The organism is uncultured Clostridium sp., assembly GCF_934754915.1.
Taxonomy (GTDB): Bacteria; Bacillota; Clostridia; order Clostridiales; family Clostridiaceae; genus Clostridium.
The window spans coordinates 1-19,242 of sequence record NZ_CAKVKB010000067.1 but is presented as its reverse complement, the minus strand read 5'-3'; the positions used below and the strand labels follow the sequence as shown (position 1 = coordinate 19,242).

Sequence of the window (19,242 nt, the reverse complement as noted above, 5' to 3'; positions counted from 1 at the left end):
CATAACCCGAAATTATCTTATTATCCGCAAAAACCGCCTTATATCCGTCAAAGCTCAGTCCCTTGGGGAAAATCGAGACCTTTCCCTGCAAAACAGCCGACGGCTCCGAAATTGAATTTGATATTACATTCATTATCGGTATAACAACCATCATAAGTGCGGCAAGCATCAGTATATCCACAATTGTATAAAATATTTTGTCGCTGAGTGAGCTTCGGCGGAATGTACGTATTAAATTTCCCATTGCTTTTACCTCCTACCAAAGACTTGTTTCGGTTACTCTTTTCGACAATGCGTTTGCCGCGACAATCAGAACCAGGTTTATGGCAGAGTTAAAAAGTCCTACCGCTGCACCGTATGAATAATCGCTTCCTGTCTGCAATGCAACCTTATATGAATATGTACTTATGATTTCGCTTGCGCTCAGATTTAGAGAATTTTGCATAAGCAAAACCTTTTCGTATCCGATTGTCATCATGCTTCCTATACGCATAATAAACAATATTACAAAGGTGGGAAGTATTGAGGGGAAATCAATATTTATTATCTGTCTCAGTCTGCTTGCTCCGTCTACCGACGCCGCTTCGTACAGCGACGGGTCTACGCTCGACAATGCCGCAAGATAAATAATCGAGTTCCAGCCTATATTCTGCCAGATTGCCGACAGCACATATATATGCGCAAAAGCCTCCGGCTTTGACCATATATCTACACTCTCAATCCCTATCATATTGCAGAACTGTCCGTAAAGTCCCACTCTCGGATTTAATATCTGCGACAAAATTCCGACCATTATTACCGTCGAGATAAAATGCGGCATATACGTTATCATCTGTACTGTTTTCTTGTACGCTTTATTTCTGACAACATTCAGGATTAATGCAAACAAAACCGTTACCGGCGATTCGAGAAGTATCTGATAAACCGAAATTTTTACGGTATTCCAAAAAACCATTGTGAACTTCGGCGTATTGAACATCTTTGCAAACTGATCCAGTCCTACCCACTTACTTCCCCATATACCGCCGGAGGCATTATATCTTTTAAATGCAATCTGCAACCCAAGCATGGGATAATAGCAAAATACGAAAAGCAGCACAAGGGGAATTATCAGCATGAGGTAAAGCTCCCAGTTGACAAGATACCCTCTTAATTCCTTTTTAAAATTTCTATTAACAAACTTTATAATACTTGTATCTGGCCATATCAAATTTCCTCTAATTATTTCATCTTTCCAATACTCTCTGTTTTTCAAAAAAATATCACTGTTCATTATACCTCTCCTATCATACTCCATTTTAATGCTGTCCCTCTTTTTATATTACATTTTGCATATTTTCCTAATATTTTCTCATAATACTTAGGCTTTATTCCAAAACCAGGTCGTATAGATTTTATATTTTTATCTGTAAAAAATTCACCTTCTTTTATATCTTCCACTACATACAAAGAACGACCTCTTTCTTTGCTTAATATTTGCTTTTCAGTCAATTGATAAGATACCTTTCCCATAGCTTTTTCTATATTCCTAATTGAATTTACCATATGCTTAAATTCTTTCGGTTCCATAGAAAAAGAAGAATCAGGTCCACCATCTTTACGTGATAAAGTTAAATGCTTTTCAATAACTGTTGCACCTATTGCTACACTTGCTATAGCTACCTCATCACCTAATGTATGATCTGAAACTCCAACTTCTACTCCAAATGTTTCTTTCATATTAGGAATTGTCTTCAAATTCATCTCATTATATGGAGCTGGATATGCTGACAAACATTTTAATAAAATTATATTTCTATTTCCAGTTTTGATACAAGTTTCTATTGCACAATTAATATCTTCAATAGTTGCTATTCCAGTTGATAATATTATTGGTTTGCCTGTACTTGCAACTTTTTTTATAAGAGGTATATCTTCTATTTCATACGATGCTATTTTATAAGCTGGGACTTTTAATTCCTCTAAAAAATCAACAGCTGATAAATCAAATGGTGCTGAAAAACAAATCAAACCTTTTTGTCTTGCATGATCCATTAATTCTTTGTGCCATTCCCAAGGAGTATATGCTTTTTCATATAATTCATAAAGATTCATACCTTCCCATGGACTCCCTGGCGTTGCCATAAATTCTTTTCCTTTGCAGTCCATTGTAATGGTATCTGGTCTATACGTCTGTAATTTAATCGCATCCGCACCAGCATCTGCTGCTGCCTCAATAATCTGCATTGCCTTATTAAAATTTTGCAAATGATTTGCTGACATTTCTGCAATAATAAATGTTCTTCCTTTGTTTATTTCAAACCCATTTATATCAATCATTATTATTCTCCTACTTTTTTGTATCTATAATTTTTACATCTGAATATTTCATCATCATTATACCAGAATCATACTCACCAATATTTTCTTTATTTTCAATCCCCAAAAAATTATTTAATATCATATTTGTAAATTTAACATTACATTCATGTGCATGAAGATATCCTCCGCCAAACCTAGGATTTACATCAAAAATAAAGTATTCATTATTATATTCAAATAAGTCAATATCAATTGGTCCAACAAAATTTAATTTTTCAACAAATTCTTTTATAAATTTAAATAATTTATAATCTTTAATTGATATACTTTTATTTGTTTCTCCATTTTTCATTAATATTTTTTCTTTTGCAAAAATTGAAGTAACTTTATGAGATATCATATCAACATATACATCTACTCCTATTTCTTTTCCTTTAATTACAGGCTGAATTATGTAATCTTCATATAAATTAAAATATTTTATTAATTCTTCTTCTGTTTCTACTATATGCTTTCCAATACTTCCAGCTCCATTTTTTCTTTTTAAAATAACAGGAAATCTATTTATATATTTCTTAAAATCATTAATACTTTGTACTGTCTCAATATTCGGATAATCCTGTTGCTTTAAATATTCATTCATTTTCTTTTTATCTTGACATAAAGCTATTGTTTTATAGTCTGACACCAAACACTTTATACCTTCTTTTTCTAATATATTCTTATTTTTAGATACTTGCAAAAGATCATCTTCAAATAATGGAATTATCATTTTTACATTTCTTTTTTTGCATTCATTTACTAATTCTTTTATATAAGTCTTCTCATTTGTTTTTGGAAGAATCACTTTTTCATTTGCAACATATAATGCTGCTGCTGTCAAATCACAATCAGCTGCAATCACTTTAACCTGTTTATCATATTTTTTAGATTCTTTTATAAAATTATTAATTAAAGGAACTCTCGACCCACTATCTAAAATCATCAAACTATTCATATAAATTTATCCTTTTTTCTTTAATTTAGAACAGATTTAACACATCATACAACAACTTTTTATATATGGAATAAAACTATGATATACTCTCTTTTTTAATTCAATAAAATTATTCATTCTCTAACCTTATTCTGCATTCATGGCCTCCATAACTAATAAGTGGACCTTCACTTAGTTACTCTAATTATAATATTTTCTTCAAACTTTATAGCTTATTTATAATATTTATCTAACACATTACTATTTGATTCTCTAAAATATTTAATATTATTTTCACGACAAAATTCTTCGCCCACATCATCTTCTTTTTAAACAGTTGTTGCTATAATAATTTCAACCATTTTTTGACTTTGCAACTCTCTCAACAACATAATGACGCATTAGTTTATCACATAAATCATTAAATATTTTATTGAATGAACGTTTTAATGTAGTATGTAATTGAATTATACATACTATTTTTCCTTCTAAATACTTTTTATATAATCTACTATTCTTTTACTTGCTTTTCCATCTACCAGCTTCCATCCATTAAATGCTATTTTTTTCATCTGATGAATATCACAGCTTAATTTTCTCAATTCTTCGATAATATTACATTTAGATATTTTTTTTAATACTCCCATATCATCCATATTCTCTACGTAAAATCTCATATTTCCCCACGGAATTGCTGCAGTTGGAATTCCCAAACACATAGACTCATACGCAATACCACCACCTAATGAAAGTACAATATCACTATTCAAAATAAATTTATAAATATCATTAACATTTTTATAAAAAACTACATTATCAATATGGTTTCTCATTATTTTTTCAATTCTTTTTTCTGAAAAACCTGGTCCTAATATAATATTAAAATTCAAATTACATTTTTCATTTTTCAATTCATTTATCAACATTTCTGTGTATCTTGCTGGATCTGTTCCTCCAAAACAAACTAATATATTTTGCGCACATGATTTATTCCAACTATTTTGTGGTCTATTCTTAACAATATCATTTTTTACTATATGATATTTAGGTGATTGTAATATTTGAACATCTTTTAAATTCCATTTTTTAAAAAATATATCTCCATCAATTAATACATCAGGTTTAAAATTATTTAATCCTGAATCATTCAAATGAATTATTGGAAAAAAACCTATCCTTCTAATAAGATTTTCAAATATCGCATCTGCATCAAGAATATCTGATATATATATATTCTTTTCATCTATTAATTTTAATTTTTTAAGAAAATTAATAGTCTTCTTTCTTTCTGTAAAATTTATTATTTCAAGTTTTTCTTTATTGACAAAATCACTAATTTTCTTATCACATTCAAATATTATTATCAATTCATAGTGATTTTTTTTCAACTCCAATGCTAATGAATAACTGCGAATTAAATTTCCAATTCCAATTTGTTCATTTCCTGCCGCATGAATAATAATCATATTTTCTCCCTAACTTTTATTTAAAACAATCCCATGTTAATACTGTTCCCTTATTCAAATCTTTTGTAACTTTTAATCCTACAACCTTATCTTTATCAAATGGACTTATTCCCCATCCAGGCCTCAACATATCTAAGTCTTCTTTTCTTACCTGCTCTCCATTTTTTATATCTTTATTAATAACTAACGAACGTGTAGATACTTCTTTTTCCTTTTTTTCACAAGGTAAAACTCGTTTTCTTGAACTTCCCATTGCCATTTCTAAATTTCTTATCTCAGTAACCATTTCTTTCATTTCTATTGGATTCATGCTAAACCAATGATCTGGTCCTTCTAAATTTTTATCTAAAGTAAAATGCTTTTCTATTACACGTGCTCCTAACGCAACTGCTCCTATTGCAGCTGTTATTCCAACTGAATGATCAGAAAATCCTATTATACATTCAGGATACATGATTTTTAAACTTTCTATGATTTTTAAATTCATCTCATTCATTGGCGATGGATATTGTGCAACACAATGCATTAATATTAAATTTTCGCATCCATTCTCTTGTAACAAAGAAATAGCTTTATCAGCTTCAGACAAAGAGCATTTTCCCAATGATAGTATTACAGGTTTGTTTGTCTTTGCAATTTCAATTAACATATCAACGTAATTTACATCTGACGATGCAACTTTAAAACATGGTACATTCAAACTATTTAAAAATCTCACCCCATCAACGCTAAATGGTGTAGAAAAAACTATCAGCCCTAAACTTTTAGCATATTCAAATACCTCTCTATGTTTATCTCTATCAAACTTTATTTCATCAAACATATCAGCAATTGTTTGTGTTTTTTCTTTTCCTTTTTTTCCCCAAGTTATAACTCTTTCTTTATCAGCTAAAAGTTCCTCAGATGTATATGTTTGAAATTTTACTGCATCCACTCCACATTCCTTTGCTACTTTCACTATTTTTTTTATATCTTCAACATTATTATTTTGATTAGCTCCTATTTCTGCTACAATAAAAGTAGGTTTTTCTTTTCCCAATACCTTGTTAGAAATCTCTATTTCCTTCATTTATTCCTCCATTTAGTTATATACATTCAACACTAAAAATCCACCACTTATTTTTGTCCTCTAATCCATTTTTCCATAATTCTTTTCTTTCACAATTAAGCACCTTAAATCCTGTACTTACAATTAATCTTTCAGCTTCTTCATAACTATAAAAAGAATACAAACCTCCACTATATTCTTTTGCTCTTTCATCAAGTTTAAATGAATATTCATCTAATTTTTCACCTTTTCCAAATAAAAAATCATCTTTTGTTCGGAAATTCACAAACATTTTTCCACCTTTTTTCATTATTTTATGTATATTTTTTAAGTTTTCAATAAATTCATCATTTGTAACTAACACAGATATGCCATTATTTATTACTACATCAAAAAATCCTTCTTCAAAGTTAATGTCTCTTATATCATTATTATATAACTCCTTTAAATTATTTCGATTTTTTAATATTTTTTTAGCAATCTTACAACATTCTTCATTATAGTCTATTCCATATGAATTAAATCCATTATCTAATAATGGTATTAAATTCCTTCCAGATCCAAATCCCAAATCTAATGCATTCTTATTTGAATTATCTTGTTCTTTATAATACTTAGATATAAATGCAACAACTCTTTCATCCGGATATAGCATTACATGCTTTTTTATCTCATTTTTCCAAAATTTTTTTGTCTCTAATTTATAATTATTCATACCATATTATCCTCTTAATATTTTCTATTTATTTTTTATCCAATTCTAATAAATCTTTATTTAGTCTACTTTTATCATTTTTTTTATTTTTTGTTTTATATAACCAATATCATTATAATTATTTACTTTTATTATTACATATCCTCTATTATATATGTCTTTTCCACAAGTTATTCTTTTCACAACATCTCCACACTTAAAATGCAGATTACTTTCATGAATGAATTCTAATTTTTCTAACTGTTCATTAGTTGGAAACTCTAATATTTTACCTTTCACATAATCTAAAAAATCTACTATTAAAATATTTTTTTGCTTAACCCTAAAGTCGCACTCTTTATTAATTGCCATATTTATACCTTCAAATAAAAAATTAACTCCTGTAACCTCTGGTATTATTTTTCTAGATATAAAATATCCGGCTGGTCTTCCTGCCATTTCAATAATATAAACCACATTATTGTCAATAAGTATATCAGCATTTATTAAGCAATTATTTATATTGGTTGCTTTACATACATTTTCAATTATCTTTCGAATTTTAAATTCTAATTCCAAATCAATATCTGCTGGGCATATATATTCTGTTTCCTGTCTATATGGCAAAGCCGTCATTACTTTCTCTCTAACCAAAACTATATCAACTTTTCCACCCTTAATAACGCCATCTACACCATATTCCTTACCAGGAAGTAATTCTTCTACTAATGTAACATCATTACCTCGTTCATTATAATGCTTATTTATGCAATCTAATATTTCCTCTGGTCTTTCAATAACAATTATTCCATTGCTTCCAGATCCAAATCTTGGCTTCAATATACATGGAAGTCCTATTTTTTTTACTGAATCAATTATTTCATCTTTGCTTTCTGCTGTTAACTGCCTAGCACATGGAATATTTATTTTTGACAAACATCTATTAAATCTCACCTTATCTACACAATTTAATGCAGCTTCTTTACTGATTCCAGTTAATTTTAAAGCATCATTTACAGCTCCAACTGTAGTTAACAATTTTCCTATAGGTGCTGGCAATACAGCTTTAACATCATATGCTTGGGCTATTTTTATTATTTCTTCTTCATTTTTTATGTCTACATTAATAGATATATCCGAATACTTAAAACCTTCTGAATATTTATTTCCATCTACAGCAATTACTTTGTATCCCATTTTTTTTGCAATATTTATACTTTCAATATGTTCATCACTAGCTCCAATTGATATTACATATTCCATCTTTGACCTCACTTAATTCTCTAATAAATTTTGTAACTGCTTCACACTTAGCCATTCACTGTTAGTTCCTGAATTATATTCAAATCCTTCTTCAACCAATTTTCCACCTGGAGTCATAAATTCATAAGAATTCCACCAATCAAAATGAGGATAAACTATATAATGTTTTTCATATTCATAAGTCATTCTTGAATCATCTTTAGTAACCATTACTTCATGTAATTTTTCTCCCTCTCTTATTCCTATTTCCTTTATATCTCCATCAGGCAACATAGCTTTTGCTAAATCAGTAATTTTAAAAGAAGGTATCTTAGATATGTAGGTTTCTCCTCCTTTGGATTCCTTTAATGCCTTGAATACTAAATCTACCCCTTCATCCAAAGTAATCCAAAATCTTGTCATCCTATAATCTGTTATTGGTAAAGTTTTAATTCCTTTTTCTATCAACGATTTAAAAAAAGGAATTACAGAGCCTCTGCTCCCTGCAACATTTCCATATCTAACTACAGAAAAAATAGTTCCTTTACCTCCTGAGTATGCATTTCCTGCTATAAACAATTTGTCTGAAACAAGTTTAGTTCCACCATATAAATTAATTGGATTTACAGCTTTATCTGTAGATAAAGCTACAACCTTTTTAACACCACAATCTATTGATGCATCAACTATATTTTGTGCTCCATGTATATTGGTTTTTATAGCTTCAAAAGGATTGTATTCACATGCTGGAACTTGTTTCATTGCTGCTGCATGAATGACATAATCTATATTTTTAAATGCTCTATATAATCTTTCTCTATCTCTTACATCTCCTATAAAAAATCTCAATTTATCAAATTTTTCTGGATATTTTATTTTAAATTCCTTTGCCATTAAATCCTGCTTAAATTCATCTCTCGAATAAATCACTATCTTTTTAGGGTTATATTCTTTTAATATACGTTCAGTGAATTTTTTTCCAAACGATCCAGTTCCCCCAGTTATTAGAACATTTTTTCCTTCTAACATATTACTGAACCTCCTCAATATTTTTTAATTCTTTTTTAGCATTTAAAAAGTCATCTGATTTTTCTTCTATTACATCTTTTATGCTTTCATATAATTTTCTACTTTGCCTTACTATTTCATATAATTTTTCTTCTTTATTCTTTTCTTGTTCCATGTTTTTATTAGTTAAAATTTCATATACAACAGAATAAAGTAATGATTGAATTATTAAAAAGCTGCTCATTTTTTCTTTTATAAAGCAATCAATTTTATCTAATTCATCTAACAATTCATTTATCTTAGATGTTTTATTATATTTTAATAAATTTTCCAACTCATATGTATACTCTATTCCCTTTTTACACTTTTTTTCTACTTTCATTAAATTATCATACATTTTATCTATTCCATCTGTTATTTTTTTACAAATAATTCTGTCGGGTTTCTTCTCTTTAAATGGTTCTATTTTCTTATTTCCATATTTTTTAATAACTTCACTTAATTTCATTTCCTCTGTTCCAATTATTCTTGCTCCACCTTCAGTTGCATTTATAAATTTAATTTTAGGATTGCCAGCAATGATTTTCTCCATTCCAAGTCTATATGAATTAAGTATTACACTTGTTCTAACTTTTCTATTATCAACACTTTCAACCCAAATATCTAAATCACTTTTTACTTCATCAAATTTAGCACTATTATGCTTTGTGTCTAAATATTCAGAATGCGCACTTTCATTTGTATAAGCAAAGTCTTGTCCCACAAAAATTATTGGATTACACCCAAGTAATATAGCTGCTGAAACCATACTGTGAGCTACAGATCCATACACTTGTAATGTTTTATATTCCCTATTCAAAAAATCATTTATCTCTTCAGTTACTACTGAAAAAATCTTATATCCGTTATGATTTTCTACAATTTTTTCATTAGTACTATTAAAAAATAACAGTGGTATATTGGTATTTTCTATATATCCCTTAACAAGATTATAATTAACCTCCTGAGGATCTAAAGCAACTAAAAGACCTGGATTAATTTTTTTATCAATAAGACCTTTTAATGGTCTTCCTCCTGTTATTATAAAGAAATTATTTTCAATTCCTTTTAATTTATCAATATTCTTATCTAAAGATGGTCCCGCTGAAACAATTATTGCTGGCTTGTCTTTATATACATTTTCATACTCATCTATTATTACAGACTTAGCCATATATACTATATTTTTAATTGTTGTATTGAACCAAATCTCCTTAAAACCAAATTTAGTATTTCTATCACTAATACAATCATATAATTTAAATTTTATCATTTCCATAAATTCCAAAAACTCTTTATTATATAATTTTGCATAATTAGAAAATGGTAATATTTTCAATCGAGTAATATTGAATTCATCCATAAAATTTAATTTTTCATTTATACTATCTTTAGTATAATATTCTATCCATATTCTTTTATCTTTTTTGATCCATTCTAAATCTTCTGCATATTTTTTTATATCCTTATTAGGTTCAAAAATTATTATATCTAAATCTATAAATTTTTTTCTAAGAGTTTTTATATGTTCTCCTGCTCCAAAGCCAAATATAATTAATAAATCATCCTTTTTTATTTGTGTAATAAATTTATCAATCTCATTTTTCATGTTATATTTACTACCAATATATACCCACTTCTCATTTATATTTATTTTTGCTAGGTCATAATTGTCCTTGCTTTTTTCAATCCTCAATGTTCCAGAATTCAATTTAAATTCACCTCATTATATTTTCGACTTAATATAAAATCTCTTTAATTACTAACCTACACAAAAAGGTCACTTCCTATTATATCATTATATAATTGTACAAAATATTTTTCTGTATCCATCAAATCTTTTGCAACGCATAATCCTTTCTTACCCATAACACCATAAAATTCTTTATCATTTTTGTATTTCAACACTAATTTTTTCATATCATAAAAGCTATTCACACAAAATTCTTTTCCTATAACAGCTGCAACATCACCATAATTTAATGACACTACAGGCTTTTCTTTATACAAAGCTTCTAAACCAGATGTTCCTCCTCCAAGTCTTTTAGGATTTAAATATATATCAATTAATTCTAATATTCCTAAAACATCTTTTTGATAACCTAAATTTAATGAATTTTTCAATAGATTATTATATTTCTTTAACTTCTTATTTTTTAGATTATAACCTCCAATAAATAAAATAAATAAGCCTTTATTACACAAACAATCTAATATATTCAAGAATTCTTCATTTATTTCTTGGTCAAGTCTTCCACCAACAATCCCTATTATAAACTTATTTTCTGGTATATTAAATTCCTTTCGAGTATATGTATTAATTTGTTTTTTAAAATCAAAAGTAAATTTACTATTTATTATAGATTTATCTTCATATTTTATGCTGTTAGAATATGTTGCTTTAAATGTTGTAAAACTTTCAGGAATATCATTTCCTAATGGTACAGCAATTGTAGGTACTATTTTTGAACATAAATCACATGCTAAAACTATTTCCCCTATACCAAATACCATATACGGTCTATATTGGTTAACCATCTTTAAAATATTATTATACTCTTCTATATCGGGTGTAATATATGGTGTTTGATAAAATGGAATTTCTATATCTTTATAAATTATACTCTTATAATCTTTATATTTTTCTATAACATTAGCTTGATCTATTTTGTATATTGGAATAGCTCCTTTAATACTCAAACACTCTCTAGAATTTATAAGGACTATCTTTTTCCCTAATTTTTTTGCTAGCACATATATTCTATCTAATACTGTTTTTGTTGGTCCATTATTTAAATCCAAAAACTGACTTATAAAAACAAAAATTAATTTCTCATTTCTTTCTTTTTTATTTATAAAATCATATTCAATTGTATTTTTATAATAATCTTTGTATACTTCATCATATATACAATGTATTAAATTTTTAACCTCTTTATCTTTTTCGATTACGTTTGCAAAAATAGTGTTTTTTATTTGATATAATAAAAAATATTTTGTATCTATAGATAATGTTTCTTTATCTATAGATATTAATTTTAATATTTTTTTTACATCTTCTATGCTCTTAAATGTTTTTATCATAAACATTAAAATATAAATTTTATAATAGATATTTTTATTTTTTAAACTCAAATTTATATATGTTCTTATATTTTTACTTTCTTTATCTTCTAATAATAATATTAGTGTTTCTAGTGATTTTGCTTTATTTTCTAATAGGTCATAATTTTTATTCCAATCATCATCAATAAAGAATTCTTCTGCCGAAGTTATAAAATTATCTAATTTACTTTGGTTGAATAAAAAATTGATATCTTCTCCAATTAAATTATAACTTATATTTGTTTTAATCTCATTAAAACAATAAAAATTATAATTGTATGTCAAAGTTGATTTACTAAAATTATATTCGATATTTTTTTCTAATTTATTATCATAAATAAAAGCCATGTACTTCCAACTATATTTTTCAAATAAATTTGCTATAATTTCAATATTATTGCTAATTAAATAAACTTTCTCATTTTCCTTACTTATTTCTTCTATTATCCCTACAATGTCTACATTTTTGATATCTTCATAGGTTATATTTTCAAAACAATGAATTTCAAATTTCATTTCTTCAAATCTATTTATACTTTCATTGTTTTCTAAAATTTTATTTTTAGAAAAATAAATAGCTACATTACTCATAAAAATTAATCTCCTAAATTCTCTTTATTATTTTGAATAATGAATTCAGCATACTTAAAGTCGTTAATATCATCAATATCTACAGATTTACTTTTTTCCATTATAAATGCATAACTCTTTTTTTTATAGTAATTTTTATACTTTAAAAAATAATCTTCTTTTAGTATATAGATAGCTCCATTAAGTCTATAGTATTTTCCAAATTCTTGTCTTCTCGTTTCTTTTAAATCATTTAAGAATCCATCTAAAGACTTTGAATCATCTAATTTTTTAGTTAATATTGGAGAATGCTCACATTCACACATACTAACTACACAGTTAGCATCTTTCTCATAAAAAAATCTTAGAGCCTCTTTTATATGATTTTCATTTCTTAAAGGAGATGTTGGCTGAAGTATCATTAATATATCATATTGTCTGCCAATAGCTTTCAATCTTATTATTAAATCATCTATAACATCATTTGTTGTCGATGAATCTTGGGATAGTTCAGCTGTCCTTAAAAACGGAACCCATGCACCATATTTTTCTGCTATTTGTTTATATTTTTCTGAATCTGTAGAAACTATCACATCTTTAAAAACATTACTTTTTAATGCTGCTTCTATTGTATATGCCATCAATGGTTTACCATTCAGTTCTTTTATATTTTTATCTTTTAATCCTTTAGAGCCACTTCTTGCTGGTATTATTGCCACAACATTTGCCATATCTATCTTCCTCTATATTAAATCAAAAAATTTTTTCTTCAAATCAATATCATTTTTATTTAAAAATTCTTTTATTGTACTCACAATCTTATCTGATGTATTTCCATCTCCATATAAATTAGTTGAATTTTTAATATTGTTTCTAAATTCAATGCTTATCGCTTTTTCAATGTTTAAACATATATCATTTAAATCCGCTTTGCAATTAAGTATTGTTGAACCACATATTCTTCCTTTTTGCCTGTCTCCAACATTAATTGTTGGCACCTTAAATACAGGAACTTCAACTATACCACTTGATGAATTTCCTATAACCATATATGAATGCTTCACTGCACTTAAATATCTTACCACTCCTAATGATTCAAAACATACCGCGTTATTATGGTTTAACACATAATCATCAATCATGTTATTTATTAATCTTCCACCTTCATCACAATTGGATTTTGTAAATATATATTTTAAATCTGAATATTTATCACATGCTTTTAATATACTCTCAAACTGTACTTTTACAGTATTTTTTTCTAATGTCGCAGGATGAAATGTTACTATTGCATATTCTTTGTCTAATTTAAATCCTATTGAATCTTCTAAGGATTTTTTATCCATTAATTTGATGTTTAATGCATTTTCAACCCCCATTGATCCCACATTAAATACCCTATCTGGATTTTCGCCTAACTGTATAACTCTATTTCTATATTCTTCTGTTGATGTAAAATGTAAATAACTCATTTTAGTTATTGAATGGCGTATACATTCATCAATAGCACCCTCAGTCGTTTCTCCTCCATATAAGTGTGCTATAGGAATTCTTTCATTCATAGCTGCACAACACACAGATAACATTTCATAACGATCACCCAAGACTATAAGCATATCAGGCTTGGTTCTAGAAAAATACTCTGCAAAACTTATAATAGCTAACCCCATACTTTTGGAAATTGAAACAGGAGTATCTGAACTAAGCAATATTTCTATTTTTTCATCTATTTTAAAGCCATCATTTTCAATTTCTTTATAAGTAAAACCAAATTCAGGTGATAAATGCATGCCTGTTGCAACTATATTCACTTCAAAATCTCTAATTTTTTTTAATTTAACTATTATATTTTTCAATAAACCATATTCGGCTCTTGTTGCTGTTACTATACATATTTTCTTCATATTTCAATCAACTCATCTTCAAAAAAATCATGTATAGCAGTTTTTCCTATAATTTCGTTCCATATCATAGGAGAAATTCCATACCCAGGCCTTTTGCATGTCAAATTTTTTTCTGTAAATTTTTCTCCTTTTTTTATAAAACACCTTGCCACTATACTTTTTCTTGCAATATCAACATTCTTTGATTCTGATTTAGAAATTACTTTTTTACCATTTCCCATTGCCTTTTCTATATTTCTTATACTATCAACCATTTTTTTTAATTCGTCAGGTTCTAAGCTTGCTTTATGATCTGGTCCTTCCATATTTCTATCTAATGTAAAGTGCTTCTCTATGATTTTTGCTCCAATAGCTGCTGCTGCAATAGGTACTTCTATGCCAAGTGTATGATCTGAATACCCAATATCTTTTTTGAATTCCTTCCTTAATGTCTTCATTGCATTCAAATTCACATCTTCCATAGGCGTAGGATACTCTGTATTACAATGAAGTATCGAAATATCTTCAGTCCCATTTTCAGATAAAACATTTATAGCTTCTCTGATTTCATCCATATTACTCATTCCTGTAGATAATATAACTTTTTTTTTCAATTTTCCTACTTCTCTCAAATAAGGATAATTAGTTATTTCTCCAGAAGGAATTTTAAATATGGGTATATTTAAACTGTTTAAAAAATGAATACTATCAATATCAAATGGAGTTGATAAAAATAATATTTTTTTAGCATCACAATATTCTTTTAGCTTTGTAAATTCATCAAATGATAATTCAAGTTTTTTTACCATTTCGAGCTGGTTTTCATTGTTATTTGTATTTTCTTTTTGATATGATGCTTTTGCTGCGTTTTTACATATACACTTTTCACTTATAAACGTTTGAAATTTAATTGCATCTACATGTGCATCTACTGCTGCATCTACTAACTTTTTGGCTAATTCATAGCTTCCATTGTGATTCACACCTGCTTCAGCTATTATAAATACTCTCTTCACTTTTTACACCTCTTTTGTCATATCATGTGCTTGATTGCATACCATAACTGAATTATTCTCAACATTTTTTACAACAAATGCTCCAAGACCTATTATACTTTTTTCTCCTATCCTTAATCCCTGCTTAATAGTGCATCCAGCACCACATAATACTTCATTTTCTATAACAACATCACCTGAAATTGACGATACTGGATTTATAACACAAAAATCTTTAATAATAGAATTATGTCCTACTGTACTGTTTATATTAATTAAATTGAAGTTTCCTATATTTATTTCTGTTGTTAATATACATCCACTACATATTATATTTCCAATTCCTAATTTAATATTATTATAATCCATAATTTTTGCACTCGGAGAAATAATATTGGGATAAACAATATTTTTATATTTTTTTAATTTATAGAATATTTTTCTTTTTACTTTTGGTGTCCCAATTGGAATTACAACTGCTATTTGATTGAAATTTTTTATATATTCTTCAAAATTATAATCCGAACACACTACTCTACCATCTACTATTTTTTCACCTACATTTTCTGCGTTTTCAGATACAAATCCTAAAAAATCATATGTTTTCTCATAATTTAATCTATTAATTTCATCAATTATTGTTTTGGTTTCTTTAGATATTCCTGATGTTCCAATAATAACTAAAGGAATTCCATTCCATTTCATATATTTCCTCCACTATTTCACTATATTTTCTAACATCCTATCCATTTCCTTAAATTCTCCCATATCAAACCATGCATTTTCTCTTATAGGATAAGTTCCAACTCTTTTTCCTTCTTCTAGATACTTATTTATTAAATCAGTTATGTGAAAAAATTTATTTTCTGGTATATCTTTTAATACGTCTGGCTCTAATATATAAAATCCAGCATTAATTAAATAACTATATTCCGGCTTTTCAATTGTCTGTTCTACTTGTCCATTATTATTTAATTTTATCACTCCATATGGTATCTTATAATTTTTAAGAGATGTTACCATTGTGATTTTATTCTTTTTTTCCTTATGATATTTAAGTATATCATAATAATCTGCTTCAATTAAAACATCACAATTACTTACAAAGAAGGTTTCATTTATTCTATTTTTTAATAAATAAAGACTTCCAGCTGTACCTAAAAATTTTTCTTCTTCAATATAATTTATTTCATAATCTTTAGACATATCATCAAAATATGCCTTTATCATATTTTTTTTGTAATTCACTGTAAAATAAAAATTTGTACATCCAAATTTTCTAAACCTATCAATTATTCTTTCAATTATTGATTCATCTCCAATAGGTATCAAAGGTTTAGGTAATATCTTTGTATAAGGATAAAGCCTTGTTCCTTTTCCTCCAGCCATAATAACAACTGGATTTGTAATATTTTTATGTATTTTATTTTTTTCATTAATTTTATCATTAAGAAAAATAATATCAATCAATTCTTTATTCTCATTTACTATTGGAAGTGCTTCTATGGAGTAATTTTCCATTATCACTTTTGAATTGCATAAATCTTTCTCACTTACATATTTAGGATGCATATTCATAATATTAAATACTTCTTTTTCAAAATCCCCATTGTTTAAAATCCAACGTCTTATATCTCCATCTGTTATTGTTCCTATTAGTCTTTTGTTTTCAACTACAAGAAGTATCTTTTTGGCAGTACAATCTAATTTTTTAATAGCTTCTCTAATGCTTATATCTTTATGTATTAATATATCTTCTATATTTTCCATTCTTTAAAATTTCTCCTCTTTGTATTATTTATTCAAATATAAAATCACACAAATTTTAATATTCTTTTAATGGCATCAATAACTTTTTTTACTTCATTTGTTTTTAGATTTGTACTACATGGTAAATTAATAATTCTATCATGATAATAATATGCTTTTTCAATTTTATAATTTTCACAATCTTTATAAGGTTTCTGTTCATGTATTAATCCCCAAACAGGTCTTGTTTGAATATTATGTTCAGATAATTTTTTTATAAATTCATCTCTTCTAATTTTTTTATTTTCTAAAACCAATGAATAAAACCAATAATTTGGTCTTATATTTTCATTAAAATTCATTAACTTAACTTCATTAATTTGATTAATCTCTTCTACATACATATTATAATTTTTTCGTTTAATATCTATAAACTCCTCTAATTGCTCAAGCTGAGCAACACCCAAAGCCCCTTGAACATTAGTCATTCGATAATTATATCCTACTTCATTATGTATATAATTCAATGTATCATCTTTTGCTTGTGTGGATAAATATTTTACTCTTTCCAAATCTTTCGCTTTTTTTGCTACAACCATTCCACCTCCACCTGTTGTTATTATCTTATTTCCATTAAAAGAATAACAGCCAAAGTCACCAATAGTACCTGCAAATTTTCCTTTATTCTTTCCATTTATAAAGTATGAACCTAAAGCTTCTGTAGCATCTTCAATAACTTTTAAATTATATTTTTCTGCTATTTCTATTATTTTTTCCATATCAGCCATATTTCCAAAAACATGAACTACTATAATTGCTTTAACTCTTCTATTTGTATTTTTATTTATTAATTTTTCTCCATCAAATATACAATTATTTTCACAAAATTCTCTAACTTTATTTACATCAATAGTTAATGAATCATCACAATCCATAAAAATTGGATGTGCATAACAATATCTAACTGGATTTACAGCTGCAATAAAAGTCAATGTTGGAACAATAACTTCATCATTTATTTCTATTCCACTTTGTATTAATGAAAGATGAATGGCTGCTGTTCCACTTTGACATGCTACAGTGTTTTCTATATTTAAATACTTTGCCATTTTATTTTCAAATAAATTTATATATTGTCCAGCTGTAGATACCCATTCTTTTTTCAGTGCATCAGTAACATATTTAATTTCATTTCCCTTTAAATTTGGAACTGACAAAGGTATGAATTCTGTATTCATCTACTCACTTCTTTCATTATTAATATTTATAGTTTTTAATGCTTTATTTATTTGTGGTAATGCATATTCTAATATATCTTTAATTTTTACATATATGATTTTCTTTTCTTCCAACAAATAATTTATATCCCTATTTGAATCATCAAATAAACCATACTTATTATTTAAAATTTCATAAAAAACTGGATAAAATAATGTTTGTAAAATTTCCAAACTACTAATATACTTATCTATTTTGCATTCTAATTTTAAAATTTCATTATTTTCAATCTTAAAAATATCTATCTTTTCTATTATAGTTTTTAATAATTTAAATAACTCAAAACATTCACCATTTATCTTCTGTAATTTTTTTAACATATTTTCTTTTATATTAACACTATATTCGACTTCTATGTTTTTTTCAAAATTATTACCATATCTATTCACTACATCTTTTAAAGACATTTCTAATGTTCCCTTAATTCTTGCTCCGCCTTCTGTTGCATTAATAAATTTTACATCAGGAAATCTTTTTATTATTTTTTCAAATTCAATTCTAAAAGAATTCAAATATATATCCGATCTAACTAATTTTTTAGACACTCCTTCAACATATATATCATCATCCTTCCTAGTTTTATCTATAATCTCACTACTTATTTGAGCTAACTGAGAATACTTTTTTTCATCATCATAAGCTAAATCCTGTCCTATAAATATTATTGGATTACATCCCATGTATATTGCCTGCAAAGTCATATAATGAGCCACTGAACCTCCACCTTCACCTTTAATAATAGGAGCTTGTGTAATATCTTCTACAAATTTGCTATATGAATGACCATATCTAGATAAAATTTTAATCCCTTTATGTTTCTTAACTACTTTACAGTTAGTTCCTTCATAAAAAAACAATGGTATATTCGTTTTTTCAATATATCCTTCT

17 protein-coding genes and 1 pseudogene are annotated in these 19,242 nt (G+C 26.9%); all 18 read right to left on the bottom strand.

Annotation, left to right across the window (positions count from 1 at the left end; genetic code table 11):
- Positions 1 to 244 (bottom strand): annotated as a pseudogene (locus Q0F58_RS11185) (hypothetical protein); the annotation flags it as partial.
- A 12-nt stretch (positions 245 to 256) separates the two neighbouring features.
- Positions 257 to 1,273, bottom strand: a complete 1,017-nt coding sequence (locus Q0F58_RS11180; protein WP_294376411.1) for a sugar ABC transporter permease — start codon at positions 1,271 to 1,273, stop codon at positions 257 to 259.
- On the bottom strand, positions 1,273 to 2,319 hold the full coding sequence (pseI, locus tag Q0F58_RS11175; protein ID WP_294376408.1) for a pseudaminic acid synthase: 1,047 nt from the start codon (positions 2,317 to 2,319) through the stop codon (positions 1,273 to 1,275). The genes Q0F58_RS11180 and pseI overlap by 1 nt, the downstream gene beginning before the upstream one ends.
- A 10-nt stretch (positions 2,320 to 2,329) precedes the next feature.
- Positions 2,330 to 3,298 (bottom strand): ATP-grasp domain-containing protein, encoded by a 969-nt coding sequence (locus Q0F58_RS11170; RefSeq protein ID WP_294376404.1) that lies wholly within the window; start codon positions 3,296 to 3,298, stop codon positions 2,330 to 2,332.
- A gap of 467 nt (positions 3,299 to 3,765) precedes the next feature.
- The gene (locus Q0F58_RS11165; protein ID WP_294376402.1) at positions 3,766 to 4,743 is read right to left on the bottom strand and encodes a DUF354 domain-containing protein; all 978 of its coding nucleotides are present in this window, start codon (positions 4,741 to 4,743) and stop codon (positions 3,766 to 3,768) included.
- A 16-nt stretch (positions 4,744 to 4,759) separates the two neighbouring features.
- Entirely contained in the window at positions 4,760 to 5,812 is a 1,053-nt protein-coding gene (locus Q0F58_RS11160; RefSeq protein ID WP_294376401.1) for an N-acetylneuraminate synthase family protein, read from the bottom strand.
- A gap of 16 nt (positions 5,813 to 5,828) precedes the next feature.
- The gene (locus Q0F58_RS11155; protein WP_294376399.1) at positions 5,829 to 6,506 is read right to left on the bottom strand and encodes a bifunctional 2-polyprenyl-6-hydroxyphenol methylase/3-demethylubiquinol 3-O-methyltransferase UbiG; all 678 of its coding nucleotides are present in this window, start codon (positions 6,504 to 6,506) and stop codon (positions 5,829 to 5,831) included.
- Positions 6,507 to 6,566: 60 nt separating this feature from the next.
- Positions 6,567 to 7,748: an acetyl-CoA carboxylase biotin carboxylase subunit family protein gene (locus Q0F58_RS11150; protein ID WP_294376397.1), complete on the bottom strand. Its 1,182-nt coding sequence runs from the start codon at positions 7,746 to 7,748 to the stop codon at positions 6,567 to 6,569.
- 12 nt (positions 7,749 to 7,760) lie between these two features.
- Positions 7,761 to 8,756 carry a UDP-N-acetylglucosamine 4,6-dehydratase (inverting) gene (gene pseB, locus Q0F58_RS11145; protein WP_294376395.1) on the bottom strand — a complete coding sequence of 332 codons (996 nt, stop codon included), beginning with the start codon at positions 8,754 to 8,756 and terminating at the stop codon, positions 7,761 to 7,763.
- Position 8,757: 1 nt separating this feature from the next.
- Positions 8,758 to 10,485 carry a motility associated factor glycosyltransferase family protein gene (locus Q0F58_RS11140; protein WP_294376391.1) on the bottom strand — a complete coding sequence of 576 codons (1,728 nt, stop codon included), beginning with the start codon at positions 10,483 to 10,485 and terminating at the stop codon, positions 8,758 to 8,760.
- Between the two features lie 56 nt (positions 10,486 to 10,541).
- On the bottom strand, positions 10,542 to 12,470 hold the full coding sequence (locus Q0F58_RS11135) for a glycosyltransferase (protein ID WP_294376388.1): 1,929 nt from the start codon (positions 12,468 to 12,470) through the stop codon (positions 10,542 to 10,544).
- Between the two features lie 5 nt (positions 12,471 to 12,475).
- Positions 12,476 to 13,180: a cytidylyltransferase domain-containing protein gene (locus tag Q0F58_RS11130; protein ID WP_294376385.1), complete on the bottom strand. Its 705-nt coding sequence runs from the start codon at positions 13,178 to 13,180 to the stop codon at positions 12,476 to 12,478.
- Positions 13,181 to 13,192: 12 nt separating this feature from the next.
- A complete protein-coding gene (neuC, locus tag Q0F58_RS11125; protein ID WP_294376383.1) occupies positions 13,193 to 14,353 on the bottom strand; it encodes a UDP-N-acetylglucosamine 2-epimerase in 1,161 nt (386 codons plus the stop codon).
- Entirely contained in the window at positions 14,350 to 15,348 is a 999-nt protein-coding gene (neuB, locus tag Q0F58_RS11120; RefSeq protein ID WP_294376380.1) for an N-acetylneuraminate synthase, read from the bottom strand. The genes neuC and neuB overlap by 4 nt, the downstream gene beginning before the upstream one ends.
- Positions 15,349 to 15,351: 3 nt before the next feature.
- Complete coding sequence (locus Q0F58_RS11115) at positions 15,352 to 16,032, bottom strand: acetyltransferase (protein ID WP_294376377.1); 681 nt, start codon at positions 16,030 to 16,032, stop codon at positions 15,352 to 15,354.
- Positions 16,033 to 16,044: 12 nt separating this feature from the next.
- Positions 16,045 to 17,097 carry a nucleotidyltransferase family protein gene (locus Q0F58_RS11110; protein ID WP_294376373.1) on the bottom strand — a complete coding sequence of 351 codons (1,053 nt, stop codon included), beginning with the start codon at positions 17,095 to 17,097 and terminating at the stop codon, positions 16,045 to 16,047.
- A 44-nt stretch (positions 17,098 to 17,141) separates the two neighbouring features.
- Positions 17,142 to 18,314 carry a LegC family aminotransferase gene (locus Q0F58_RS11105; RefSeq protein WP_294376371.1) on the bottom strand — a complete coding sequence of 391 codons (1,173 nt, stop codon included), beginning with the start codon at positions 18,312 to 18,314 and terminating at the stop codon, positions 17,142 to 17,144.
- Positions 18,315 to 19,242: 6-hydroxymethylpterin diphosphokinase MptE-like protein (locus Q0F58_RS11100; protein WP_294376368.1), on the bottom strand; the 928-nt coding region annotated here is incomplete at its 5' end.

What these genes read in the sequence shown, in the direction of transcription:
- Q0F58_RS11180 (WP_294376411.1), bottom strand. Translation starts at nt 1,273, where the DNA reads ATGAACAGTGATATTTTTTTGAAAAACAGAGAGTATTGGAAAGATGAA.
- pseI (WP_294376408.1), bottom strand. Translation starts at nt 2,319, where the DNA reads ATGATTGATATAAATGGGTTTGAAATAAACAAAGGAAGAACATTTATT.
- Q0F58_RS11170 (WP_294376404.1), bottom strand. Translation starts at nt 3,298, where the DNA reads ATGAATAGTTTGATGATTTTAGATAGTGGGTCGAGAGTTCCTTTAATT.
- Q0F58_RS11165 (WP_294376402.1), bottom strand. Translation starts at nt 4,743, where the DNA reads ATGATTATTATTCATGCGGCAGGAAATGAACAAATTGGAATTGGAAAT.
- Q0F58_RS11160 (WP_294376401.1), bottom strand. Translation starts at nt 5,812, where the DNA reads ATGAAGGAAATAGAGATTTCTAACAAGGTATTGGGAAAAGAAAAACCT.
- Q0F58_RS11155 (WP_294376399.1), bottom strand. Translation starts at nt 6,506, where the DNA reads ATGAATAATTATAAATTAGAGACAAAAAAATTTTGGAAAAATGAGATA.
- Q0F58_RS11150 (WP_294376397.1), bottom strand. Translation starts at nt 7,748, where the DNA reads ATGGAATATGTAATATCAATTGGAGCTAGTGATGAACATATTGAAAGT.
- pseB (WP_294376395.1), bottom strand. Translation starts at nt 8,756, where the DNA reads ATGTTAGAAGGAAAAAATGTTCTAATAACTGGGGGAACTGGATCGTTT.
- Q0F58_RS11135 (WP_294376388.1), bottom strand. Translation starts at nt 12,470, where the DNA reads ATGAGTAATGTAGCTATTTATTTTTCTAAAAATAAAATTTTAGAAAAC.
- Q0F58_RS11130 (WP_294376385.1), bottom strand. Translation starts at nt 13,180, where the DNA reads ATGGCAAATGTTGTGGCAATAATACCAGCAAGAAGTGGCTCTAAAGGA.
- neuC (WP_294376383.1), bottom strand. Translation starts at nt 14,353, where the DNA reads ATGAAGAAAATATGTATAGTAACAGCAACAAGAGCCGAATATGGTTTA.
- Q0F58_RS11115 (WP_294376377.1), bottom strand. Translation starts at nt 16,032, where the DNA reads ATGAAATGGAATGGAATTCCTTTAGTTATTATTGGAACATCAGGAATA.
- Q0F58_RS11110 (WP_294376373.1), bottom strand. Translation starts at nt 17,097, where the DNA reads ATGGAAAATATAGAAGATATATTAATACATAAAGATATAAGCATTAGA.
- Q0F58_RS11105 (WP_294376371.1), bottom strand. Translation starts at nt 18,314, where the DNA reads ATGAATACAGAATTCATACCTTTGTCAGTTCCAAATTTAAAGGGAAAT.